The following is a 25,411-nucleotide window of genomic DNA, read 5'->3' as shown; positions in this document are numbered from 1 at the left end:
ACACAAATAAGCACAACAAAAAAAGCAGTATTTTTTAATATTGCTTTTTTTGTCTCAAAATAAAACCGACCAAATTTGGTCGGTATATTTTTTTATAAGTTAATATCTAGAAATCTCTTATTCTATTTCACAAAACTTAAGCTCCTAGCTTTTCTAAAGTGTTAATAACATAAGTTCTATTTATTTCTTTAGCGTGATCTAAAGCACTTTTATTTTGATAATCCGTAGCTTTAACATCAGATCCTTCTTTAATTAGGGCCGTTACAATTTTTGTCTCTTTGTTTCCGTTTACTGCCATAATTAAAGGAGTTTCTCCTAAATAATTTTTCCCATTCATATCACATCCTGCTTTAATTAAAGCAGAAATGATTTTTGGATTAGTACTATTATTAGCTGCTAAATGAAGCGCATTAGATTTATATTCTGGTTCTACAGCTTCTAAATCTGCCCCAGCACTAATTAATGCATTCAAAACTACTACAGCAGAGTTGTTTTGAGCTGCAAGTAATATTGGGCTTAAGCCCCATTCATTTGCACAATTAACCTCAGCACCTTTTTTTATCAAATCTTTAATTTCTTTAGCTTTTGTAGCTTCTTGAGCTGCAATTAACAATTCTTTGTTTAATGCATCAATTTTTTTTGCCATGTGTATCTCCTGTTATGCTAGAAATTAACTTATTTACTTGCATTATCATTAATTAAGAAGTTTTTGTAAAGACACCAAGATGTTATAGGGTTCTTTTCCAAACATCTATAGGATTGATTTTCATTCTTACTAAACAATAAATATAACCAAATAATAAACCAGCAAGATGAGTTAAATGAGCTACACCTCCGTTTACACCAGAGATTTGACTAAACAATTCAATTACAAAAAATAATAAGATTAACAACGGCGCTCTAATTGGTAAAATACCAAAAATATAAACTCTTGCAAAAGGGAAAAAGACTGCGAACAATAATAGAATTCCGTATACTGCACCAGATGCACCTAATAATATAGCATTTTGTCCAGCTATATAATAACTAATAAAACTAAAAATACCTGACAAAGTTCCAATCAATAAATAATAAAGCAAGAATTCTCTTGAACCTAATCTTTTTTCTAAAGCCTGTCCAAAAATAAATAACGAAAGCATATTAAATAAAATATGAGTAAAATTACTATGAACAAACATATATGTAAATACTTGGTATACATAACCATGTAATACAAAACTAGGAATCATAGATAAGTAGTATATACCATTAGGCCATACAAAAGCCGTTAGGATATAAACTAAAACGTTTATACCAATAAGATATAGAGTAACATTTGAATAAGTATATTTAAATTTTTTATTTAATAAGTTCATTTTCATAATCATAAGATATATATCCAAAAAAATAACGTCAACAATATTCCCAAAAAAACATTAATTCTATATATTATGATTCTACATAATTCTACACACGGAAACTCTTTCTTTTGGTACGTATTATGCTTATTTTAATATATAGATAATTATTTTTTTCATATAAAATAAAAACTCCCATTGAAGCAATAGAATAAATCTCTCTCCAATTCTATTGCTTCTTTTATTTTTTTACTGTGAAAAAATTGCACAAATTTTACATTTTTGAAAAAAATATACAGTAAAAGTCATATTTTTTTTTAATAAATCATTGATTTTACTATTAATTTTTAAGTTTTATAAGTTGGCACGTTTATTGCATGTATATAATCAAACAGAGTAGATTTTTTCAACCTCCTTTTTTAAGTGTGATTTATAGATGTTAACAAACCTCTCCCACCCCCTTGTTAACATCTATATTTTTTTGTCTTTCAACTGTGAAAATTTTTCCCATTTTCTATTTTAGTGAAAATATTACACATTTATTTTTTAAGTAAAAACTAATTTATTTTACTAAACCTTCATTTTAAGCTATTTAATAGAGGTTTTATATTTTTGGCACGCTAATTGCATACTAATTAATGTAAAAACAGAGCAACAGTTTTTTTCAACCTCCTTTTTGGACGCCGATTCTCTCCTTTTATTCGGCGTCTTTTTTTGTGCCTTTATCTCGATTTAATATTCCTTTTTTGATACAATTTAATTATGGCTAAAACGAGAAGAGATAAAGCAGACTTTTATACAAAGCAAGCTCACAAAGAAGGATATCCCGCTAGATCAATTTATAAACTTGAAGAAATTCAAGCAAACAATAATATTATAAGACCAGGAGATAAAGTTCTTGATGTTGGAGCAGCTCCAGGTTCTTGGACTTTATATACACATAACAAGCTAATAAAAAAACATGGTTCGATAGTTGCGGTAGATTTAAACCCATTAAACTTAAATCCTATTCCACCTACTGTTACATTCTTTCAAGGGGATGCTTTTAGTAAAGAAATTAGGGCTAAATTAATTGAACTAGGTCCATACGATGCAATTATAAGTGATGCAGCTCCTATGACAATAGGAAATAGAAGCGTAGATACAGCTAGAAGTGAAAATCTTGCTGAGCAAGTTTTAATATTGGCTATGGAACAATTAAAAACTCATGGCAATTTAGTTATTAAAATATTCCAAGGTGGAGGACAACAAGAAATTTTAAAAAAGATGAGAACTCTTTTTACTAAAGCAAAAACAACAAAACCTAAAGCTTGCAGAAAAGATTCTTTTGAGATTTTCTTAATAGGCTTAGACAAAAAATAAATCTCTCAAGTATTTTATTACTCAAGAGATTTTATTAGTTTTTAATTTTCTTTATCAAAATGAACATCCAATTGAGGGAAAGGAATTGAAACACCCTTCTCTCCCAGTTTACCAACAACTTGAGAATGGAATCTCCAATATACCTTCCAATAATCTTCTGGTTTTACCCAAGGTCTCAATAAGAAGTCTATTGAAGAATCTGAAAGTTTATGTACTTCTATAATTGGGGCAGGATCTTCGAGTACTTCCGGATATGATTTTAACATTTCTGTAAATGTAGCTCTACAAGCTTCTAAATCAGCATCATACGGTACACAAACTGTCATAGAAACACCACGCTTTGTTGTATATGAATAGTTTGTGATTGCAACACCCCAAACCAACTTATTTGACATAGTAATTCTTTTTCCATCTGGAGTATTTAAAGTAACACACATTAAATCCATTGAGGCAACAGAACCAGACAAGGAACCAACTTCAATATAATCGCCTTTTCTAAAAGGTTCATTTAAAACAAGCATAGCGCCTGCAAAGAAGTTAGATAGGGAATCTTGAAATGCTAAACCTAAAACAACACCTGTTACTCCAAGACCAGCAATTAATGGCCCCATATTAATTCCAATTTGTTGAAGGAAAGTTAATATTATTAATATCCAACCAAGAACTGAAATAATTTTTAAAATATAAGAAATCATTAATTCACTTAATTTCTTAGATCTATTTAGTACAGCTTTTAATGAACGTAAAACAATTTTCAAAACTATCCAAGCTATAATTACAATTAATAGCCCTGATAAAAAACTTATACTAAAGGCTTTAAACCCTTGGTTTTGCCAAAATTTAATTGCGTCAAAAAAACTTTCAGTAATTGAAGGTTCTACAGCGTCTGCTGCTAAAACAAATAATGCGTTCATAAAAATTATCCTTTTATAATAGTATTTCTTCTTTATTATACATAATTTTTATAAAAAACAAATAAAAAAAACTATTGCAAAAAAGAAGTTTAACTTTCTTTTTATACAATAGTTTATAATAATTAAATAATAATTACCTATTTAACTAATAATTTATTTAATTGTTTTGTGAATTCTACAGGATCTTTTGGCATTACACCTTGAGATAACATTGCTTGGCCTAATAAAACTTCACTTAAGTTCTTATTGTATTCCTCATCATCACTGTTAACAATTTTCTTAACAATCTCGTGATCACAATTTACTTCTAAAATTGGTTTTGATTCAGGAATATCAGTTTGTCCCATTTGTTTCAAAATTTGTTGCATTTGTACACTTGGGTCATTTTCATCAACAACTACGATTGCTGGAGAATCAACTAAACGAGATGAAGCAACAACATTACTTACTTTATCACCTAAAGCTTTTTTAATCTTTTCAATAATGTTTTTGTCTTCTTGAGAATCTTCTTTGGTTTCTGCTTCATCTTTCAAATCATCTACAGCACCACTCTTATTAATAGCTTTTAAAGGAATATCTTTATAATTAGCAATTGAACCAATGATAAAATCATCAATATCATCAGCCATAATTAATACTTCATAACCTTTTTTCTTATATGCTTCTAATAAAGGACTTGATTTCAAAGTTTGTTCTTTTCCACCAGTAATATAATAAATACTCTTTTGACCATCTTTCATTCTTTCTTTATATTGAGCAAATGAAACATAACCATCTTCTGTAGAAGATTTAAATCTAACTAAATCTAATAAGGTATCTCTGTTAGCATAATCACTATACAAACCTTCTTTTAAAGGTCCATTATATTGTTCAATAAATTGTGCATATAATTCTGGATTATTTTCTGAGATTTTCTTAAATTCACTTAATAACTTCTTAACACTAGCATTTCTAATAGTGCTCATTACTCTATTTTGTTGCAAGATTTCTCTTGATACATTCAAAGGTAAATCTTCACTATCGATAACACCTCTAACAAATCTTAAGTATGTTGGCAACAATTCTTTATCATCATCAGTTATATAAACTCTTTTTACATACAATTTTACGCCAGGTTTATAATCTGCATACTTCATATCAAAAGGAGCTTTTGCAGGAACATAGAATAAAGTTGTATACTCTGTTACCCCTTCTGCTTTTACATGAGTATAGAATAAAGGATTTTCACTATCACTATAATTATTTTTGTAGAATTCATTATATTCTTCTTCTTTTATAGAACTTTTATTCTTTCTCCATAAAGCAGTACAACTATTTACTTGTTCAACTTTATGTTCAATAGTTTTTATAGGATTTCCTTCATCATCTTTCTTTTCATCATCATAGTTTTCTTGGTCATAACTTAAATAAATAGGGTAAGCAATATGGTCACTATACTTTTTAATTAAATTTTGTATTTCCCAACGATTTGCATACATCTTTCCTTCATCATTTAAATGAACGATTAATGTTGTACCTTGTTCATCTCTTGTTGATTCTTCAATAGTATAATTACCTTCACCTGTGCTTTTCCAAATATAGGCTTGATCTTCACCAGCTTTCTTTGTAATTACTTCAACTTCTTTAGCTACCATAAATGCACTATAGAAACCAACACCAAATTGTCCAATTAAATTATTGTCTTTCTTTAAATCATCACTTAATGCAGCTAAAAACTTTTTAGTACCACTAGATGCAATTGTACCTAGATTATCATTCAAATCATCATGACTCATTCCAAGACCATTATCTTTAATTATTAAAGTTGCATTTTCACCTTCAGTGAATTCAATATCAATTCTTGGATCAAATTCATAATTTTTTAACTTTTCGTCAGTTAAAGATAAATATTTTAATTTATCTATTGCATCTGATGAATTTGATACTAATTCTCTTAAAAATATTTCTTTATTTGAATAAAGAGAATGAATAATTAATTGTAATAATTGAGAAACTTCTGTTTTAAATTTTTTCTTTTCCACTTTTTCCTCCAGAAGAACTATATATTCTTTTTAAAATAATTAAATTCCTTTAAAGAAAATACAAAAAAAAATTATAATCGGCAACCTAAAGACAAAAAAAATACCGCTCAACCAAAGGGAAAAGCGGCAACCTCCTATTTGATTCTACACAATTAGAATCTTAATACCTATGTGCTGGGTCAATCACTATAGGTATGAACAACGACAGTTATTATTATTACATAACTTTTATATTCTGTAAAACATTTTTTTAATATTTTTTATTCCAACAAAAATAAATAAAAAATTTGCTAAATAAAAAATAAATACTTAGTAAAACTTTATTCACCCAAGCACACAAAAATTAATAATATTATAAGAAAAATATGTTTGTATAAGTATAAAATAGTATCAATTTTATACTATATTTTAATTTTATGGTAAAAAAAAATCTATTCATATGTCTTATATTATTTTACTATTACAAATTAGTTTTTTTTGTAATTAAAGCATTTTAACATATAATAAATAGCTATAATTTTTATAGATAAAATTTTTTTATGATGTAATAAGTACATAATAAGCTTTGAAATTTTAATTATTTTGTTGACAAACCTCTTACATTTGTCAAATGTTATATGTTATAATTAAGTTGAAAATAATAGAAAAAGGAACTAAAAATGTTAATACCACCTATTACAAACGAAACAAAATCAACTCAAATCGCAACTAAGCTTGAAGAGATGATTCTTTCAAAAAAATACAAAGCTGGTGAAACCCTTCCAAGCCAACATGAACTTGCACAACAATTCGCTGCTTCAAGCAGATCTGTTAGAGAAGCTTTTAAAAATCTCGAAGCAAAAGGATTGATTCAAGTTAGCCAAGGAAAACGAGCTCTTGTAAAAAGTAATAACTTGGATCAATTTGTTGAATCTTTATCAATGTCTATGTTGTCAAAACAAGTCCCTGATAAAAAATTATTAACAGACTTAATGCAAGTTAGAACTACTATGGAGGTTTCTGCAACTAGAGAATTATCAAGAAGCCCTTCTAGAATGTTAATTGTTAGATCTCTTGGCCGTTGTGTTACTAAAATGGAAAATGCAATCCCAATATTAGAAGAAAACCCTAAAGATGCTGAAGCATTAAGAACGTTTACTCAAAGTGACTTTGAATTTCACACAACCTTAATTAAATCTAATGATAATATTATATTAACATCAATTTATGAAAATTTGTCACCACAACTTTATGCAGCATTAGAAAGAATAAAAGAAAATTTAACTGAAAAGAAGAAAAAAGTTAATGAATACAGATACTTAGTTGATGCCTTGGAAAACGGACAAACTGATTTAGCTGTTGCTTTAACTTTGGTTAACTTAACGAACATTTCAGATAAATTCGAAGATTTAAAATTCTAACAAACAAGACATCAAAGACAAACACCTCAAAAAATGAGGTGTTTTTTTATTAGAAAAATAGATGTTCAACCAAAATTTTTATACCAATTATGATTAAAATCAAACCACCAAAAATTTCTGCCATCTTTTCAAACTTTGTACCAAATTTATAACCAATAAATACACCAAAATAAGATATAACAAATGTAATAACGCCAATTATTATTGCAGAATCTAAAATATGAATTTCAGGCATCAATGCAAAAGTAATCCCAACAGCTAAAGCATCAATACTTGTAGCGATAGCTAATATTAAAATTCTTTTTATATTATAAAGATTTACATCACAACATTCTATTTTTTGTTTTTCAAAGGCTTCAATCAACATTTTACCACCGATAAATGAAAGTAAAATAAAAGCAATCCAATGATCTATAAACATAATATATTTTGCAAAAGAACTTCCTAATATCCATCCTATAACTGGCATCAAAAATTGAAAGCTACCAAAAAAAACAGCTATTAACAAGGCATATTTTTTTTCAAATTTATTCATACAAAGACCTTTACTAATTGATGCAGCAAAAGCATCCATTGCAAGCCCTATTGCAATAATCACTATTTCTAAATAACCCATTTTTTTCCTCTGTTTAATAAAACATATTTATTCTAACAAGAATAACAAAAAAACACAAAACACAAAATATCTATATATTATTTTTCCTATTTTTTTAACAAATAATATAATTTCATGATATACTAAATTAAATAAGTACAGGAGGTTTGCGAATGAAAAGATGTTCAATCATTATTCATAGTGTAAATGGGAATTGCTTTATTATGGGTCAATATCTACAAGAATTATTAATTGAAAGAAGTTGTGATGCTAGACTTTATAGAGTAGCGGATGACGATTTGCACATTTGGGCAAACAAGTTAGAAACAGCAAATGATTTTCTAGAAGACATATTGGCATTGCCAATTGCAAATACATCAACTTTGAAAAAAAGCGAAATGGTAATTTTAGGAACCCCTACTTTATTTGGGAACGTAAGTGCGGAAATGAAGGCCTTTTTAGACTCAACATTCGCCCTTTCTGAAAGCAGAGATTTAGATTCAAAATTCTTCGCTTGTTTTACTAGTTGTACACATTCTACATGTGAAGGGGCTCATGCAATAGATTCTATGTTATTATGGGCACAAAATATGGGTATGTTACATATTCCTTTTGGAGTTCATACTGAAATTGATTCAGATAATCAACCTGTTGCAGGATTAGTCCATTTAGCAGGTAAAGAAAATTTAATTAGGCCTAGTCAAAAACTAGGTACTGTTATGGAAGTATATGCAGATACTTTAGCTGCCTATATTCAAGAATAATCTTTTTTAAAGATAAATGATTTATAAACTACTGCTAAAAACAGTAGTTTATTTTTTCTTAAAAAAATCTAAAATTCGATTAAAGAATCTACTCCAAAAGCCTTTCCCAAATCTCAACTTATAATCTAATGTAGCACTTTCAATTGAGACTTGTTGCGAATTACTCATATTCTTTAAATTATCCCAGTGCCTTACAATCCAAATATATAAGTCACCTTCAGTATTCCCAGGAAATGAGGCTAATAAATTTAATTTACGACATTCTTTTATAATTGGATAATAAACATTTTTGTACCAACTTTTAACAGCTTTATCAAAAGAAATCTCTTCTTTACTTGATTCATTCATATAATATTTATGAACATTTATATGATTTAATACTTCTGGGTACATACCTGAAGCTGAAAAAACTATTTCATCAATAGGAATTAAGTCCTTAAAATTATACTGACTTAAAAATTCTTTACGTTCAAAATCAATAACTTTTTTTCTTAAGTCTCTCATTGTCATACCTTTTTTCAAAGGGATTTGAGAATCTAGTTCTACAACTTCTGCATCAATAAATTGGGCACCTTGGCTTTTTGCAACAGAAACTCTATGATTCCCATCTCTAACAAAATACCATTGTCCCAATTTATAAACACTTATAGCGGGTAAATCTATAAATTGTAAATGAGCTTTATCAATACTTTTCCATCTTTCTTTTAATAATTCTTTCTTAGGATAAAAGGCTTTTGAAAAATCTCTATAACGACCTTCACTTCCTATAATATCTTTTATTAAAATTGATTTTATTCCTAAATATGACTGACTTCTTGGCTTTATTAATTCAGTAACATCATACAAAGACAACAAATCCGAATTCTCCCATTTCAATTTAGAAAGTAATACCTGAATTCTTGCTCTATTTTTTGCCTTCTCAAAATTTTCTTCTGCTTGAGTATTAATATTTAGCTCACTCATATTTATTCCTTACTATCCTTTTTTACATCACCAAGCTTTTCATCTTTTAAAAGATAAGATTTATATACATTTATTACCTTAGTTTGTCTATATACTACTTTTCTTCGTGCATTAGAATCTATTAGGTGTACATGTCCATGTAATAAATATCTAGGTTTAAAAATATCCATAAAAGTTAAAAGGCTTGAAAATCCTCTATGACAGTTATCTTTATCATCATTATACCCTAGTGGAGGTGCATGTGTAACTAAAATATCCAAATATCTACCATATTTAATTTTATTAATCAATAATTTTGGAATTAATTTAAAGATTCTTCTTCTCATTTGGAATTCAGAATATTGGTGTAAACCTCTATTATATTTATAAGTTCCACCCAAGCCTGCAATTAGCAACCCTGTTTTTTTATCACGAAAAACTTTTCCATCAATACATTCACCAGCATAGACACCATTATAACTCTGATGTAAATCTGAAGCTTTATTATATTTTTTAGGTTCCATATAGCGAGGAAATGCTTCCAAATTATGATTTCCAAAAACAAAAAATAAAGGCTTATTCAAAGAAGAAATAATAAATTCATAGTAATCAATAGATAAATCTCCTGCTCCAATTACTAAATCCACATCTTTAAAGTGATCTTTTATATGTGAAGAATAAACCAATCTATCTTTATCATCTGAAATGCATAATATGTTCATTGAGTCCTCTTTGAATATATTTTACAACATCTAAAAGTATTTTTACAGTAAATAAATATAATTTATACTTATAATAAAACATTTAACACATCATATAAATTAATTATGGACGTTTATAACTTCTTATTGCATAATAATAATAATAAGAAATTTGAGGAATCATCTATAAATGGAAAGAAAGCACACTAGACCAGAATGGGTAAAAAATTTTAAAAAACCTACTGCAACAGAAATAAAATTCATCAATGGGCATTGGTATCTTTATGAAAGAAGTTCTGTTTGGGATGCGTCAAAAGGTAAAGCAAAGAAAAAAAGTGGTAAACTTATAGGAACTATAACTGAAAATGGCCTAATTTTAAAAAAAGACAAACAAGATGTTAATGCCATTTCTTGTTTTGAATTTGGAGCCTCAAATTTTTTATATAGTTACACTCATGAGCTAAAAGATAGATTAGAAACTTATTATTCTGATTATTGGAAAACAATTTATGCTTTAGTTTTAATGAAAGTTAAAGAAAATAGTGTACTTTCAGATTTTTTCACTTTATATGAAACATCTTATTTAAAATTTAGAATTGGGAAAGTTCCTTACAAAAAAGAAGAAATAAAAAAAGCGATTATTTTTTTAGCACAAGAAATTGAAATTCTAGAAAACTTTTTTAATATTGACGAATGTAATGATTTATTAAAATACTATGAAAATTTAATTAATAAACAATTTTCTTTTGATTCTTATTTCCTTGATCCGCTTTCTTATAAAAATTTAGAAGATGATATTCTATTATTAAAAGAAACTTCTTTTAATAACAATAGAGAAGAAGAACTTTCTTATGGTCTAGCTATTATTAATTTTATGGCAAGTCATGTAATAAACTCAATAAAAAATAAAATTGCAGAAAAAGGTTTTTATAATACATATAGATTTGAAAATATTATTACATTATTAAAAACTATTAATGCTTTTAAAATTAATAGGACTATAAAAACAACAAAGCTTTTAAAAGAAGTTGAAAAGCTTTGTTATAATCTAGATATAAATACTACAATTAAAAATTAATTGGATGCCTATTATCAAAAGCAACTTTACTTAAATACTCTTTATCCAAATGTAAACCATCAGCAATCTTTATTAATAATTGTTCAGAAACTAAATTTTGTTCGCAATACAAATATAATAGAGCTTTTTCGCTTATATTTCTTGGCAATAAAGAATTTAAATATACATCTGAATTTTCATAATCCTTATATCTATTATAAATATTCTTATAAAGATAAGATTTAGTTAAATCATTTTTAATATTATACAATTCTTCTATTAAAGGCTTTGTATCCCCTCTAGCAGCTGATTCACCAAATGGTTTTAAATTATAATAAGTATATTCTTTTCCTGGTAAGAAATGGTGCTTATCACATCTTGCTTCATAATCAGGTTCTAAATCTGATGATTTTTCTCTATCTCCACCTACTATAATTAATGGATCAAAATATAAAGCAGGACACTCCTTATTATCAACTTTATAATATCTATATGTAAAGAACGCATGTTCTAAACAATCAGGATGTTCACAATAAGCAGTTAAAGGAATAACATCTGTAGCAACGTCTAACATTAATCTTGCAGTTGAGTTAAATAAATCTCTTCTGAAATTTAATATTAAAGTAGGAAATATAAACATAATCCCTTTTTCTAAACTATTATTTCTTACAACATAAGCCAATCTTTCATCAAAAAAGGATGCTTCATCTATTATATATGTTCCAACAGTTGGATTATCTTCTATAACTTTCTCTAATCCAAAAGAATCTTTAATTCTTGCAATATTTTTTCCACAACGAACATAACCTGATCTAAAAGCTAAAGCATCTTCAGGATAATCCTGGAACCTATCAGCATCTACCTCTGAACGTATAAAAAAGACATTTCTTCTATCAATATCTTTATAACTAGTAGCTTTTTTTACAACATCACTCTTTCTTTGTGCAACATTCGCATCACGCCAAACTCTTGCAGCAAATTCAGTTTTACCAGAGCCCATGGGGCCAATTAATAAAACTCTTCTTCCAGGAAGAGTAAAATCAAAATGAGTAAAAGTATCTAAAACTTCCAAAGAAGGAAAGCCTAAACTTTTTAAGAAATCAGAAGTTTCTTCTTTATTTTTTTTAATATTCAGCATTTGAATTCGCTCCAGTTACAATAGCCACACCACAACTAGCTCCAAGTCTACTTGCTCCTGCATCAATCATAGCTAAAGCTTCTTCATAATTATGAATGCCACCACTAGCTTTAACACCTAATTCTTTACCTACACTTTTTCTCATTAATGCTACATCTTCAACTTTTGCACCCCATTTAGAAAAACCTGTAGAAGTTTTCACAAAATCAGCTCCAGCTTTTTTTGCTAGTGCACAAGCTTTGACTTTTTCTTCATCACTTAATAAACAAGTTTCAATAATTACTTTTAAAATTTTATCGCCACAAACTTCTTTTAAGTTTTGAATATCTTTTAAGACTAAATCATCTTTAGATTCTTTTAGCCAACCAATATTTATAACCATATCTATTTCGTCTGCACCATCTTCAATAGCTTTCTTTGCTTCAAAAGCTTTTGCTTCTGTGCTCATAGCACCTAAAGGAAAACCAACGACAGTACAAACTGCTACATCACTATTTTTTAATTTCTTTGCACATTCTTTTACACGGCAACTATTAACACAAACTGAAGCAAAATGATATTCTAGCGCTTCATTACATAATTTACTAATCTGTTCACTTGATGCATTCGCAGCAAGCAAAGTATGATCTATATAAGATGCTATATCCATAAAAATATATTAAGATTGAATCTTAATGTCCTCCATAAATTTACTTAAATTAAAACAAAAATATATCTTATTTTACTCCATTGTAATAGGTAAAGCAACTAATACAAAAATTTTATATTTAGATTTATTTTGGCTAACTTTTTTATATTAAAGAAGTAATTCTTGACTAAATAAGAATTATATAGATAATCTTTACTCATGTTACAAAAATTTGCAGATAATTTTATGTGGGTATTAATGGTTGTTTTACTTGTTAACATTTCACAACGAAAATTAAACCACTCAGAAAAAAAACGTTTTGCAACAATTTATATTGCTGCATTATTACTATTATATAACATTCTAGTTGTTATAGTATTATTAAGAGAACTCCCTATCTATTTAGGATATGTTGCTATTATAATTCCTGTTTTACTTGGATATATCTTTAGAGATCGTGTTTGGCCTTTTAGAATTCATTGTAAAAAATGTCATAAAAAGATGAAATTCGAAAGAATAATTGGCGGTGATGAAAATCTTTGTGAATCATGTTGGTATGAAGAACATCCTGAAGAAGCTGAAAAGAAACAAAAAGAAGAAGAAGAAAAGCAAAAGCAAATTGAAGAAGAAAATAAATTTGTTTGTCCTGATAATGTAGAAGATATAGATTGGGATGCTTGGGACCCTGAAGAAAGATGTGTTCTTTCTTATGTTAAACAAGATGATAAAGTTCTATTAATCAATAAAAAACAAGGAATTGGTAAAGGTCTTATTAATGGTCCGGGAGGACATATTGAATTAGAAGAAACTGCTATTGAAGCAGCATACAGAGAATTTGAAGAAGAAACAGGCTATACTACAGAAAATCTCGAATATGTAGGTACATTAAATTTCCAATTTAAAGACGGTCTTTCTATGAGAGGATATGTATATATTGGTGAAAATGCTAAAGGGGAACTAAAAGACAATGAAGAAGCAACTCCTTTTTGGTGTCCAATAGATGAATTACCTTTAGATCAAATGTGGGAAGATGATAAATTGTGGCTACAAAGAGCTTTAAATGGCGAGAAATTTGTTGGAAACTTTATCTTTGATGATGAGAAGATGCTTTCCCATCAAATAACTTTTGAATAAAATTATAGAGGCTTAAAAAGCCTCTTTTTTTATATTAAATCTTGATATCTATTTTTTACTTCTTTATTATATAAAGTATGAGTTTAAGAACACCTATTAATTCAGTTCAAAAAGAACTAATTGTAAAAAAATCTAGATTTATATCTATTGCTACTAAAATTAACACATTAGAAGAACTAAAAATTTTAATAAATAACACACGAAAAGAGCACCCAAATGCTAATCATGTAGTTCATGCAGCCGTAATAGGTAATCAAGGGACTATTTATAGTTATAGTGATGATAAAGAACCCAAAAACACTGCAGGAAGACCGGCTTTTGAAGTGTTAAAAGGAAGTAATTTAACAAATATTGCTGTATTAGTTATCAGATATTTTGGAGGAACTCTTTTAGGTACTGGAGGGCTTGTAAAAGCTTATGGAGATAGCACAAAACTTGCTCTAAGTGAAATTGAAAGTGAAGAATTAATTAAAAAAAGTAGTTTTATTCTTAAAACCTCATATGATCGTTACGAAAAACTAAAATTGATTTTAAATGATTATAATTGCACAATTACTGATGAAATATTTGAAACCTCTGTAACAATAAAAGGAATACTTGCCTTTGATAAAACAGACTCTTTAAAAAATGAAATTATTGATTTTTCTAATGCTAGAGATCAAATCGATTTCACTGAATTGGCTTTTTAACGTCTAGCAATTTTATTAAATTTTAAAAGATCTTCAATATCTTCTTCCTTTTCATCTTCCACAACAATAAGACTTTGATCTTCATCATTTGTATCTTTATCAACATTATTTGCCAATTTTATTGCAATTGATATAGCTTTTTCTACAGCTTTAGGCTCAATTTTATCTGCAGTATCTTTACTAGTATGAAAATAAGAATTTTTTATTCCATTAGAAAAATCAATAGCCATCAAAGTACATGAATCAACATTTGCTCTAGCTCCGCTAGCAGCATCAGTTGCACCACTTAAAAAAGGCAAGGGATGATTTTTAGCTTCAAAACCCATATCATTTGCTAATTTAACACATTTTTGAGCTAACTCTTTTGATAGAGGACTTAAACCATTTATATCACTATCAATAAACACAAGATCTTCGGAGTTATAAATACAATCAAAATTTAATTGCATAGGATTAATTAATAAGGCTTGATGTTTATCAAACCAAAGGCTTGAACCTCTAACCCCAACCTCTTCAGCGTCAAAACTTGTAAAAATTAATCTAGTGTTTTTCAAACCCTTATTATTAGATTTTTTCCAATTAAAATATTTTGATAATTGTATTAAAATGTTTGAACTAATCAAATTATCTCCAGCACCTGGAGAACCTTTATCTGAATAATAATTTTTTATTTTAAAAACAATTGGAGAGGCTATTAATAATAAAACAATAAAAATAACAGTCGTAATTGTTGGAAAACCTAATGTAAATATCTTTTTTGTTAATAACTCAACTAATATATCAACAATATTTACAATAAAGGCAGCACCAAATAATATTAAAGGTAGTTCAACATTAAAAAAATGACCTCTTTCACCTCTATTATAATTTAATAATTGAGCACTGTCATGATGTGCTGAAAAAATAATAGTTTGTTCAACTTCTTCGTCTGGTTCAATTACACCATGGATATTAATTGCTTTGGTAGTTTTAACCCCTTTTTCAAATAAAGGTTTATAAATTATAAACTCTCTATAAACATAATAAGCAAAAAATATATTTAATAATAAAGGTAATAAAGAAAATCCAAATAATAAGAGAATTAATGAAACAACATAAACATATGGTAGAATTTTTAACCAAAGGCTAAAAGCTTTTCCTTTATGATTAAAACTTTGCTTTGAAGTAAAATCACAAAAGTCATCCAATCTTTCACTTATTTTTTCACCACAAGCTTTACAGGCTTCACTCCCTGTTATTCTCGGTCCAAATTCATTTATCAAAGTCTCTGTATCATTTATTGCATCTTCTGCTAATTTTTTTGCTTTTAAAGATTCTAAAGGAGATTTTCTATGTGTATATAAATCAGGTTTAACCAAATTTGATTCGTTAATCTGTTTCTTTGTACTAAATAATTTTGGCATTTTTAACAAATTATATTCTCCTATTATTTTACTATCATTTATTTCAAACTATGCTTATTAATAGAATAAATATTTATTAATAAAAAAACAATTAATCACTACTACATTTTTACATACAGTTTTTTTATTAATCATAAAGAAATAAGTTTAAAACTATCTTGACTAAATTTATAAGTCCCACTATATTATATTTCTGTTGACATCTTATTGTCAAAAAAATAGATGGAGAGATGGCCGAGTGGTCGAAGGCAGTAGTCTTGAAAACTACCGTGGGGCAACTCACCAAGGGTTCGAATCCCTTTCTCTCCGCTATCTAACATAATTTATTATATAATAGTTAGGGTTTGGAGAGGTGCGAGAGTGGCCGAATCGGGCTCCCTGCTAAGGAGTTGACCTGGTAACGGGTCCGGGGGTTCGAATCCCCCCTTCTCCGATTAAGGTTCTTGTTTGTAACAAGAACTTTTTTTTTGCCTTAAAATTTAATTTCCAATAAGCTTTTTTTATAATATTATAAAACTATAGAATAATAAAAAGGGTAAACTAAATTAATGCAAAATGATATTGAATATATAAATAACTTAAAAAGAAGTAAAATATTCCAAAACATCACGGACAAAGATATAAGAAAATTATTACCGTGTTTAAAAGCATCCGTAAAAAAATTCAAAAAAAATCAAATCATTTTCCATCAAGGCGATTTTATAGAAAAAGTTGGAATTATATTATATGGAGAACTAAAGATAGAAAAAATAGATTTTTGGGGAAATAGTTCAATATTAAAAATTTTAACAAATTATGAAATGTTTGGTGAGATCTATGCTTTTGAAAAACAACCTCTTGAAGTTTCTATTATTTCTAATACTGATAGTGAAATACTTTTTATAAATTTCAACAAAATAATATCCCCATGTGAGAGTGCCTGTACCTTCCATACTCAACTAATAATCAATCTACTAAAAATATTTGCAAATAAAACTGCTGCAATGAATAAAAAAATTGAAATTCTATCAAAACGTTCAATTGAAGACAAATTACTAACTTATTTAAAATCGATCTCATTAAAAACAAAAAATAATGAATTCTCTATTCCTTACAATAGACAAGAGTTAGCTGATTTTCTAGGAGTAAACAGGAGTGCATTAAGCAAAGAACTAATGAGATTAGAAAAAGACGGTATTATTAAATATCATAAAAACAATTTTAAACTAATTTAATAATAGTTTTAAGTAATAAATAAATCCGAGATTTTCCTGCCCCTTGACATCTTTATAAAAAAAGAATAAAGTCGTCTATCGTAAATAAAGGAACTAAAAGAAATTATATTCCTTTCGTTTTTTTTTAAAATGAGATCTTAGCTCAGCTGGATAGAGCATCAGTTTGCGGAACTGAGGGTCGGAGGTTCGAATCCTCTAGGTCTCGACAAATTTACTTTCAGTTATAGTACTGGAGAGGTGTCCGAGAGGTCGAAGGAGACGGACTCGAAATCCGTTGTAGCGCACAGCGTTACCGAGGGTTCGAATCCCTCTCTCTCCGATATTTTTATCTCTAATACACCAAAATAATAACTTAGACCTTTATGGAGAGATGTCCGAGTGGTCGAAGGTGTACGCTTGGAAGGCGTATGTGCCCGAAAGGCACCGAGGGTTCGAATCCCTCTCTCTCCGTTTTTCAGTCGGTAGATTCTATACTATGAAAAATTACCCAACCCCGTCAGGACCGGAAGGTAGCAGCGGTAAGTAATTTTTTCATGAGATATGGGTGATTTACCGGCTGTTTTTATTTTAATCTTATTTAATTTCATTAATTATATGTTATAATTATTTTTATAGGAGAAATTTATGGCTTATGTAGTAACAGCAACAAGAAAAAGACCTCAATCTTTTGATAGTTTAGTCGGTCAAGAATTTGTTGTTTCAACAATCAAGAACTCAATAAAAGCAAATAGAATAGCTCATGCATATTTATTTTGTGGTCCTAGAGGTGTTGGTAAAACTTCTTCAGCTAGATTATTAGCAAAAGCCTTAAATTGTGAACATGGACCAACGCCTACCCCTTGTGGGACATGTGAGATGTGTACTGAAATTACCAAGGGAATTAGTAGTGATGTAATTGAAATTGATGGTGCAAGTAATAATAGCGTTGATGATATTAGAAATATAAAAGAAGAAGTACGATTTCATCCTCAGAAAGGAAGATATAAAATATATATTATTGATGAAGTACATATGTTATCAAAAAGTGCTTTTAATGCTTTATTAAAAACTATTGAAGAGCCACCAAGTTATACTATTTTTATTTTTGCGACAACAGAAACACAAAAAGTTCCTGCAACAATTAGAAGTCGTTGCCAACAATTCCATTTTCAATTAATCAATATTGAAACAATCAGTAAATGTTTAAAAGAAGCTGCTAATGATTTAAATATAACAGCAGATGAAGATGCTATATTTTGGATTGCAAAAGAAGCAACAGGCTCAATGCGTGATGCTTATACCCTATTTGATCAAGTTGTTTCCTTTAGCAATGATCATATTTCTCTTGATAAAATCAAAGATAAATTAGGATTAGTCGGACTTGAACAAATAAATTCAATTTTCTTAAATTTAATAAGCAATAATTTAAATTTAGTATTTTCTGAATTAAATACTATGTTAAAAGCTGGAGTTTCTGTTGAACAATGCATCAAAGATTTTGCTTCATATTTTAGAACAATACTTTTAATAAAACAAAATATATCAGATCCTAATATTTTAGGAGCACAAACAAAAGATATACCAACCTCAATTATTAATGCATATACAAATGATCAGATTGAAGCAGGCCTGGAACTATTTATTACTCTTTATAGAGATATTAAATACTCAATAAACCCTAGATTTGAATTAGAATTAGCAGTAAATAAATTAAGTAATCTACAACAATTAGCCTCCCCAACTGTTTTAATGAAGAAAATTAATGAGCTACAAAATGAGCTACAAAATGCTGATAATAGCACAATATCAGATTCTACACCTAAAAATTCATTCCAAATTGATCAATTAGATCAACAAAAACAAGCTGAACTACAAAAACAAGCTGAACTACAAAAGCAAGCCGAACTACAAAAGCAAGCCGAACTACAAAAGCAAGCTGAACTACAAAAACAAGCCGAACTACAAAAGCAAGCCGAACTACAAAAGCAAGCCGAACTACAAAAGCAAGCCGAACTACAAAAGCAAGCCGAACTACAAAAACAAGCTGAGCTTCAAAAACAAGCTGAGCTTCAAAAACAAGCTGAGCTTCAAAAACAAGCTGAGCTTCAAAAACAAGCTGAGCTTCAAAAACAAGCTGAGCTTCAAAAACAAGCTGAGCTTCAAAAACAAGCTGAGCTTCAAAAACAAGCTGAGCTTCAAAAACAAGCTGAGCTTCAAAAACAAGCTGAGCTTCAAAAACAAGCTGAGCTTCAAAAACAAGCTGAGCTTCAAAAACAAGCTGAGCTTCAAAAACAAGCTGAGCTTCAAAAACAAGCTGAGCTACAGAAACAAGCTGAGCTACAGAAACAGGCTGAGATTAATAAACAAGAAACTACCTATATTAACGATTCAGGGATTCCATCTCAAAAGGTTTCTGAAGAAAAACCAGCAACAGAGTATAATCAAGAAAACTTAAAAAATGGTATTTTTAATATGGAAAAATTACCTTTAATTATTGATTTAATGAAAAACAAATATTTAAACGTATCTACAGCTTGTCAAAAAATATCAAAGATCCAACAAAGCAGTAATATTTTAGTTTTATATACTCAAGTAAATTTTAGTTTAACTATTATGAAAGATAATGAAAGAATTATCAGAGCAGCTATAAAACGAATATGTAATTATGCAGGTCCAATTTCTTTTGAATTAGAACAAGTAAAACCTAAAACTCAAAACAAATATGTTACAGACCCCTTTGTAGAGGAAACTAGAAAAATGTTTAGAGGAAAAATCGAAGAAGTTGACTAATTTGGTATAAAAATTATATTTAATATAATATGAAGAAATTTAGGAGGAAGGCTTTTAGCCATTAAAAATATGAATCCATTTGACATAATGAAAAATATGAAAGATCTACAAAAAAATGTAGATGCTATGAAATCACAACTTGAAACTACATTTGCAACAGGAAATGCTGGAGCAGGAATGGTCGAAATCACAATTAACGGAAAGTATAACATCACAGATATAAAAATTGATAAAGCTATAGTTGATCCAGAAGATGTAGAAACTCTTCAAGTTCTAGTTGCTGCTGCTTTTAATAGTGCTTCAGAAAATTTGCAAAGAAAGTTACAAGAAGAAGGTACTAAAATGGCAGGCTCTTTAGGTGATCTTGGAAATCTTTTTGGACAAAATTAATGAGTGCTTTAGAAACATTAATAGAACATTTAAGTCGCTTACCTAGCATTGGTCCAAAAACAGCTTCTCGATTAGCTTATCACTTAATAAAAACAGATAATGGCTATAATAAACTCTTAGGCTCAGAAATAGCATCTATTCAAGAAAAAATATTTCCTTGTAGTGTCTGTGGAAGTTTTACGGAAACAGACCCCTGCCCTGTATGTTCTGATAGCAATAGAGATCATACCACTATTTGCGTTGTTGAACAGCCACAGGACGTTGTGACCCTATTAGCAAGCGATATTTATAATGGTATGTTCCATGTGTTAGGCGGAGCAATAAGCCCAATCGATGGAATAGGTGTAGATCAACTTAATTTTGCAAAATTTTTTCAAAGATTAAAAGAGGGCAATTTTAAAGAAGTCATTATTGCTACCAATCCAACAGAAGAAGGTGATACAACAGCTCTTTATATAAGACAAATGCTAAAAGATACAGATATTAATGTTACAAGATTAGCTAGTGGATTACCAATTGGTGGTGATTTAGAATATGCCGATAAAATCACTATTGCTAGATCTTTAAGAGGTCGCGTTAAATTTTAATAAAACAATAGTCTTAATTAAGACTATTGTTAATATATTCTAAGAAATTGTCATATTTTTTTTCGATTACATTTGTTCCATGATTGTAAAAATCTTTTAAAACATTAATATCTTGTTCTAGATGTGATATCGTATCAACTTCAGGTCTTATAACAAAGATTTTATTCTCTTCTTCATCTTTTTTGATTTCTGAGAGCTTATTATTATATCTTTCAGGCCTTTCTAACATTAATCTAACAACTTCAGGGTATTGTTTATATTTATATTCAATCATTTTCTTATTAAGTGACTTTAAAGGCTTTTTATAATATCCCTCTTTTTGTGTTAATACTAAAACTATGGCTTTGCTATTTTTAGCCTTAGCATAATCCAATGGTATAGAATTTGATACGCTACCATCAACATAAGGTGTATTATTTATTTCTACAATTGGGGCAGCAAAAGGCATGCTACATGAGGCTTTACAACAAGTTATATCTCTTTTATCTGGATTTATTTTATGATACTCGGTTTCTCCTGTTTTGCAATTAGTAACAGTAATATCGACATCATGATTAAATTTTTTATAAGCAGAATAATCATAGGGGAATGTTACATCAGGAAATGTTTCAAACAATTTTTCCATATCTAAAATATTGGAAGATAAAATTTTCTTCTTATTTATATATCGATTTTCTTTTTTATCAATAATAATTGTTTTTTTTGATCGTCCAATTTGATGGGATGCATAATTCAAAGCATTTGCAGCTCCTGCAGAAACACCAATAATATTAGAAAAATAAATATCATTTTTCATAAAAAAATCAATTACTCCTGCAGTAAAAATCCCTCGGTTTGCTCCACCTTCTAATATTATAGTACCATCAATTAACATATTAAATTTTTCCTTAAAAAAACATGGACAAAACTGTCCATGTCATAATCTATTTTATATTTCTTTCTTTCTTTATTTTTTCATAAGCAGTTTGAATTTCTCTAAACTTTTGCGTCGCCATTTTTGAGAATTCTTCTGGCAACCCTTTGGATGCAATAGTATCAGGATGATATTCAATACTTAATTTTCTATAAGCTTTCTTAATTTCTGACTCTGTAGCATCTTTGCTTAAGCCTAAAACAGCGTAAGCAGTTTTATCAGAAAAACTTTCTGTAGAATACTTATTTTTCATGCCAGCATAATATGATGGAGAAAATCTAAAAATAGCTATAACTTGCTTTATAATATTTTCTTCTTCAATAGAAATATTTCCATCAGCTACTGCAACTTTAAATAAAGCCTCAATTGTTAATTGTAATATAGCTTGATCATGATTAAAGGCAGAATATAATTGGCGTGCAAATTGTTCTACTGTTCCACCATTAACTAAAGCAGCTTCAAAAACTCTTCTTGCTGCATCTCTTGATGCCATATCCAAGTTTAAATCATTATCTATAAAATTATTTACAGCAGCTCTTTCTTCTTTACTAACTGTAGAATCTGCTTGAGACATTCTTGCTAACAACGAAAAAACACCAACAAAGAAAAGCATATTTCTCTGTTCAACCCTATTCATACGTCTTTGACCAAATTCATAATATTTAGTACCAGTGTAAGAATTATTTGTATCGTAAGTATCAGCTTTATCAAATAAATTGCCAAAAGCAATTCCTGCAATTAATCCTAAAGGGCCACCTAAGGTAAAACCTAATAGACCTCCTATAAGTTTTCCATACCAAGCCATTATAATTTATCTACCAACATAGAACATTTTCCAGAAGGAATTGGAAGTGTTTTTTTCTTATCTTCATCTATTATTTCGATTGTGAAATAATACAATTTTTCACTCTCTAAACGAACTTCCCAACCTCTAGCATTTTTATTACTTAAAATAGTTATCATATTTCTCTTCAATGATAAATTTTCAATCCCCATTGCTTCACGACTAGTCATAGTCCAATCAACGGTTTTTCTTGGTAATGAAATATCCATACCAATAATATTTTCTATCATTAATGCGATTGTGATTAATCCATTCATAGGTAAAAATCTTTTTCTTGGGAAATCCGCAATTTCATCAGTCGTGCTTTTTCCTTCTTTATTTGGTAAATATCCTTCCCAAATATCATCAACTTTATCTGCATCTGGATGAAATGTATCTAAAATAAAATATAAATGCCTAATAGCACATTCACGAGCAAAAACAAACTCATTATATTTTATTAACCCTTTAACAACCATAAAAGTATTAATTGGAATAACACCACCACACCAACCATTTCCACTTTCACTGAAATTAGGTGAACTAACAGGAAGACCTGGGAATGGATTATCTGTTCCAAATTCATTAGAATCATGTAATTTCTCAATTAAGAAAGAGGCTCTTTCATCATTAGGGATTTCTGCTAATAAAGTCCAATAGGCTCCAATAAATTTTTCTCCAATTTTTTTACCTTTAATATTTAAATCATAATAAAATTGACTTTCTTCATCCCACATATGTGTATTTATTCTTGTTTTTAAACCAAAATACATTTTCTTATATTTAAAACTCAATTCTTTATCATTTAACACATCACCAATTGCAGACATATATAAAGCATTCATTGCTAATTGAGCATTAAAATCTATTGGATAATAACAATTGCTTCTTGGTATATTTCCACTGACACAAGCAGTCAAAGGGACTGAATATAAACCATTTTCAGCTTTAAAATTATTATCTAACCATTCAAAATATTTTTCTAATTTTGGAACAACTTCTTTTAATCTCTTTTTATTACCAATTTTATGATAAAAAGTAAATTCAACATAAGCAAACAAACAAGGAGCTAATCCTAAAGGATTATTAGGGATTTTTACAGGAGATCCATCTTCAATCGAATAATCACTTCTAATTGCACCATCTTCTTCTTGCTTTGAATAGAAATAATCTAACAAAGCAAATGGAGAATATTTTTGATTACTATAAATTAAAAATAATGCAGACATACAAGCTTCAAATTGATTAAATGTTTTTTGTTCAGGATATGCTAAATAATCACCAACAAAACCATTTTTGTCTGTGCCTTTATTCCATTGTTCATTTATCCATACCCATGTACGATTATACATGTCGACAAAATCTTGATCATAAAAATGTATTGCTGGAACTAATTCCTTAATCAATGTTTTCTCCTCAAATCTAATTTACTAACTAGAACCTAATAAAATACAATATAATAATAATCCATGCAATAGGCAAATTATACCGTACTCTATTATCATACACTATATTTTATAAATTCTTACAAAAAAAATTATTTTTTTTACATTTTTTTTAATAAATGACATTTAAGACTTTTGATTTTATATAAACTTGTATCTTTTCAACATTTTTTCCTACCATTTCTCCATCTATGTGAATAGGCATATCTTTATTTTTTGCAATAATGTTAACCCATTTTTCCCTTGAAAATGAAAAATGAGAATCATCAATTTGTTTCCCAGATAAAAACTTTACTGCTGTTTTTAAAATAATTTTTTTCTCTATCGGTTTGTTCGCATAAACAAAATCTAAAAAACCATCATCAATTATAGCTTTTGGTGTCATTAAAAAAGCACCACCCATTCTTTTTCCATTACCTAAAGAAAGTTGCTGTGATTCAATGTCAAAGGTTCCTGATTCTTTTTCTATAGTCAAGTTCATTGGAGTTGGATAATGTCTTAACATTTTGATCAAGGCTAAAACATAACTCAAAGTACCAGAAACCTTTTTAAAACTACTAGCTATAAAATTAACAGAAGGTTCAAACCCTATCCCTAATCCATTAACAAAATGAGAACCTTTAGGATAAATTCCACCAATACAAAAACCTACATCAATAAGTTTTCCTTTCCTTTCTTTTATTTTTTTTACAATTTCTGATATATCTTTCTTATTTATTTTCAACATCCAAGCAAAATCATTTCCACGACCAATAGGAATAATAGAAAACAAAGGCCTTTTCTCTACAGGTAAAGAAAGCTCTTCTGCTCTTTTTAAAAGGCCATCTGCAACTTCGTTAACTGTACCATCTCCACCAACAGCACAAATAAAAGAGTATTTTTCAACTGCCTGATAAGCTAAATTTCTACAATCCTCAATACCTTTGGATTTAACTAAATCTACATCTAAATTTTCTTTATTAAATGCTTCAAATATGTTTTTTTCTAACTTACTTGCTTTTCCTTTATTTGCATTAGGGTTTAAAATTACTAAACCTCTTTCTTCCATTATTATACCTACTATTTATCATTAAGAAATTTTATCCATTGGCATTTTACACTATTGGTTTTTATCAAACAAGTTTATTTAATTATTTTTTATAATAATTTAATTTCCTATTGTTTCATTTTAATAAATACTATATT

The 25,411-nt window shown here is 28.5% G+C and carries 24 protein-coding genes, 5 tRNA genes and 1 other RNA gene; 16 read left to right on the top strand and 14 right to left on the bottom strand.

The features are described from left to right. Positions 1-136: 136 nt before the first annotated feature. Positions 137-646 (bottom strand): ankyrin repeat domain-containing protein, encoded by a 510-nt coding sequence (locus ACZ5RS_RS03715; protein ID WP_464637593.1) that lies wholly within the window; start codon positions 644-646, stop codon positions 137-139. 82 nt (positions 647-728) lie between these two features. Beyond that, on the bottom strand, positions 729-1,361 hold the full coding sequence (locus tag ACZ5RS_RS03710; protein WP_464637592.1) for a rhomboid family intramembrane serine protease: 633 nt from the start codon (positions 1,359-1,361) through the stop codon (positions 729-731). A gap of 738 nt (positions 1,362-2,099) precedes the next feature. Between ACZ5RS_RS03710 and ACZ5RS_RS03705 the strand changes: the two genes are divergently transcribed. After that, positions 2,100-2,699 (top strand): SAM-dependent methyltransferase, encoded by a 600-nt coding sequence (locus ACZ5RS_RS03705; protein WP_464637590.1) that lies wholly within the window; start codon positions 2,100-2,102, stop codon positions 2,697-2,699. 41 nt (positions 2,700-2,740) lie between these two features. On the opposite strand, the gene ACZ5RS_RS03700 is transcribed toward ACZ5RS_RS03705, so the two are convergent. Both ACZ5RS_RS03700 and htpG read right to left on the bottom strand, forming a co-directional pair. After that, on the bottom strand, positions 2,741-3,613 hold the full coding sequence (locus tag ACZ5RS_RS03700) for a mechanosensitive ion channel family protein (RefSeq protein ID WP_464637589.1): 873 nt from the start codon (positions 3,611-3,613) through the stop codon (positions 2,741-2,743). Between the two features lie 137 nt (positions 3,614-3,750). Further along, positions 3,751-5,634 carry a molecular chaperone HtpG gene (gene htpG, locus ACZ5RS_RS03695; protein ID WP_464637587.1) on the bottom strand — a complete coding sequence of 628 codons (1,884 nt, stop codon included), beginning with the start codon at positions 5,632-5,634 and terminating at the stop codon, positions 3,751-3,753. Between the two features lie 659 nt (positions 5,635-6,293). Between htpG and ACZ5RS_RS03690 the strand changes: the two genes are divergently transcribed. Continuing rightward, entirely contained in the window at positions 6,294-7,034 is a 741-nt protein-coding gene (locus ACZ5RS_RS03690) for a FadR/GntR family transcriptional regulator (protein WP_464637586.1), read from the top strand. Between the two features lie 49 nt (positions 7,035-7,083). On the opposite strand, the gene ACZ5RS_RS03685 is transcribed toward ACZ5RS_RS03690, so the two are convergent. Further along, complete coding sequence (locus ACZ5RS_RS03685) at positions 7,084-7,650, bottom strand: manganese efflux pump MntP (protein WP_464637584.1); 567 nt, start codon at positions 7,648-7,650, stop codon at positions 7,084-7,086. Positions 7,651-7,802: 152 nt separating this feature from the next. Here ACZ5RS_RS03685 and ACZ5RS_RS03680 point away from each other — a divergent pair, with 152 nt between their 5' ends. Next, positions 7,803-8,393, top strand: coding sequence for a flavodoxin family protein (locus ACZ5RS_RS03680; RefSeq protein ID WP_464637583.1), 591 nt, complete (start codon positions 7,803-7,805; stop codon positions 8,391-8,393). Positions 8,394-8,441: 48 nt separating this feature from the next. Here ACZ5RS_RS03680 and ACZ5RS_RS03675 read toward each other — a convergent pair whose 3' ends face one another. Beyond that, positions 8,442-9,356, bottom strand: a complete 915-nt coding sequence (locus tag ACZ5RS_RS03675) for a transcriptional regulator (RefSeq protein WP_464637581.1) — start codon at positions 9,354-9,356, stop codon at positions 8,442-8,444. 2 nt (positions 9,357-9,358) lie between these two features. Beyond that, positions 9,359-10,057, bottom strand: coding sequence for a metallophosphoesterase family protein (locus ACZ5RS_RS03670; RefSeq protein WP_464637580.1), 699 nt, complete (start codon positions 10,055-10,057; stop codon positions 9,359-9,361). A 169-nt stretch (positions 10,058-10,226) separates the two neighbouring features. On the opposite strand from ACZ5RS_RS03670, the gene ACZ5RS_RS03665 reads away from it, so the two are divergent. Beyond that, positions 10,227-11,114, top strand: a complete 888-nt coding sequence (locus tag ACZ5RS_RS03665) for a hypothetical protein (protein WP_464637578.1) — start codon at positions 10,227-10,229, stop codon at positions 11,112-11,114. Here the strand turns inward: ACZ5RS_RS03665 and ACZ5RS_RS03660 are convergent. Further along, on the bottom strand, positions 11,104-12,231 hold the full coding sequence (locus tag ACZ5RS_RS03660) for a thymidine kinase (RefSeq protein ID WP_464637576.1): 1,128 nt from the start codon (positions 12,229-12,231) through the stop codon (positions 11,104-11,106). The two genes, ACZ5RS_RS03665 and ACZ5RS_RS03660, sit on opposite strands and share 11 nt — an antisense overlap. Continuing rightward, on the bottom strand, positions 12,218-12,880 hold the full coding sequence (deoC, locus tag ACZ5RS_RS03655) for a deoxyribose-phosphate aldolase (protein ID WP_464637575.1): 663 nt from the start codon (positions 12,878-12,880) through the stop codon (positions 12,218-12,220). Before deoC ends, ACZ5RS_RS03660 begins: the two co-directional genes overlap by 14 nt. Before the next feature lie 198 nt (positions 12,881-13,078). On the opposite strand from deoC, the gene ACZ5RS_RS03650 reads away from it, so the two are divergent. Together ACZ5RS_RS03650 and ACZ5RS_RS03645 are read left to right on the top strand one after the other, a co-directional pair. Further along, positions 13,079-13,993, top strand: a complete 915-nt coding sequence (locus tag ACZ5RS_RS03650) for an 8-oxo-dGTP diphosphatase (RefSeq protein ID WP_464637573.1) — start codon at positions 13,079-13,081, stop codon at positions 13,991-13,993. Positions 13,994-14,070: 77 nt separating this feature from the next. Next, entirely contained in the window at positions 14,071-14,682 is a 612-nt protein-coding gene (locus tag ACZ5RS_RS03645) for a YigZ family protein (RefSeq protein WP_464637571.1), read from the top strand. Here ACZ5RS_RS03645 and ACZ5RS_RS03640 read toward each other — a convergent pair. Then, complete coding sequence (locus tag ACZ5RS_RS03640) at positions 14,679-16,085, bottom strand: M28 family peptidase (protein ID WP_464638933.1); 1,407 nt, start codon at positions 16,083-16,085, stop codon at positions 14,679-14,681. The two genes, ACZ5RS_RS03645 and ACZ5RS_RS03640, sit on opposite strands and share 4 nt — an antisense overlap. 224 nt (positions 16,086-16,309) lie before the next feature. On the opposite strand from ACZ5RS_RS03640, the gene ACZ5RS_RS03635 reads away from it, so the two are divergent. The 10 genes from ACZ5RS_RS03635 (at position 16,310) to recR (ending at position 21,045) form a co-directional block, all read left to right on the top strand. Next, positions 16,310-16,394: transfer RNA gene (locus ACZ5RS_RS03635), tRNA-Ser, on the top strand. Between the two features lie 37 nt (positions 16,395-16,431). After that, positions 16,432-16,518 (top strand) — tRNA-Ser (locus ACZ5RS_RS03630). A 115-nt stretch (positions 16,519-16,633) separates the two neighbouring features. Beyond that, positions 16,634-17,299: a Crp/Fnr family transcriptional regulator gene (locus tag ACZ5RS_RS03625; protein WP_464637569.1), complete on the top strand. Its 666-nt coding sequence runs from the start codon at positions 16,634-16,636 to the stop codon at positions 17,297-17,299. Between the two features lie 131 nt (positions 17,300-17,430). Then, a tRNA-Arg gene (locus ACZ5RS_RS03620) sits at positions 17,431-17,504 on the top strand. A gap of 26 nt (positions 17,505-17,530) precedes the next feature. After that, positions 17,531-17,618: transfer RNA gene (locus tag ACZ5RS_RS03615), tRNA-Ser, on the top strand. A gap of 45 nt (positions 17,619-17,663) precedes the next feature. Continuing rightward, positions 17,664-17,749 (top strand) — tRNA-Ser (locus ACZ5RS_RS03610). A 9-nt stretch (positions 17,750-17,758) separates the two neighbouring features. Next, positions 17,759-17,857, top strand: an RNA gene (ffs, locus tag ACZ5RS_RS03605) — signal recognition particle sRNA small type. A 66-nt stretch (positions 17,858-17,923) separates the two neighbouring features. After that, on the top strand, positions 17,924-20,068 hold the full coding sequence (gene dnaX, locus ACZ5RS_RS03600) for a DNA polymerase III subunit gamma/tau (RefSeq protein ID WP_464637568.1): 2,145 nt from the start codon (positions 17,924-17,926) through the stop codon (positions 20,066-20,068). A 69-nt stretch (positions 20,069-20,137) separates the two neighbouring features. After that, complete coding sequence (locus tag ACZ5RS_RS03595) at positions 20,138-20,458, top strand: YbaB/EbfC family nucleoid-associated protein (protein WP_464637566.1); 321 nt, start codon at positions 20,138-20,140, stop codon at positions 20,456-20,458. Then, positions 20,458-21,045 carry a recombination mediator RecR gene (recR, locus tag ACZ5RS_RS03590; protein WP_464637564.1) on the top strand — a complete coding sequence of 196 codons (588 nt, stop codon included), beginning with the start codon at positions 20,458-20,460 and terminating at the stop codon, positions 21,043-21,045. Before ACZ5RS_RS03595 ends, recR begins: the two co-directional genes overlap by 1 nt. A 13-nt stretch (positions 21,046-21,058) precedes the next feature. Here recR and ACZ5RS_RS03585 read toward each other — a convergent pair whose 3' ends face one another. From ACZ5RS_RS03585 to ACZ5RS_RS03570, 4 genes are all read right to left on the bottom strand, one after another. Continuing rightward, positions 21,059-21,919, bottom strand: coding sequence for a patatin-like phospholipase family protein (locus ACZ5RS_RS03585; protein ID WP_464637563.1), 861 nt, complete (start codon positions 21,917-21,919; stop codon positions 21,059-21,061). Positions 21,920-21,968: 49 nt separating this feature from the next. Then, positions 21,969-22,763, bottom strand: coding sequence for a TerB family tellurite resistance protein (locus tag ACZ5RS_RS03580; protein WP_464637561.1), 795 nt, complete (start codon positions 22,761-22,763; stop codon positions 21,969-21,971). Then, a complete protein-coding gene (locus ACZ5RS_RS03575) occupies positions 22,763-24,187 on the bottom strand; it encodes an MGH1-like glycoside hydrolase domain-containing protein (RefSeq protein ID WP_464637559.1) in 1,425 nt (474 codons plus the stop codon). The genes ACZ5RS_RS03580 and ACZ5RS_RS03575 overlap by 1 nt, the downstream gene beginning before the upstream one ends. A gap of 151 nt (positions 24,188-24,338) precedes the next feature. After that, the gene (locus tag ACZ5RS_RS03570; RefSeq protein WP_464637558.1) at positions 24,339-25,274 is read right to left on the bottom strand and encodes a diacylglycerol/lipid kinase family protein; all 936 of its coding nucleotides are present in this window, start codon (positions 25,272-25,274) and stop codon (positions 24,339-24,341) included. Positions 25,275-25,411 lie beyond the last annotated feature (137 nt).

This window comes from Pleomorphochaeta caudata, from assembly GCF_055395745.1.
This window is presented reverse-complemented; position numbering and strand designations above follow the sequence as displayed.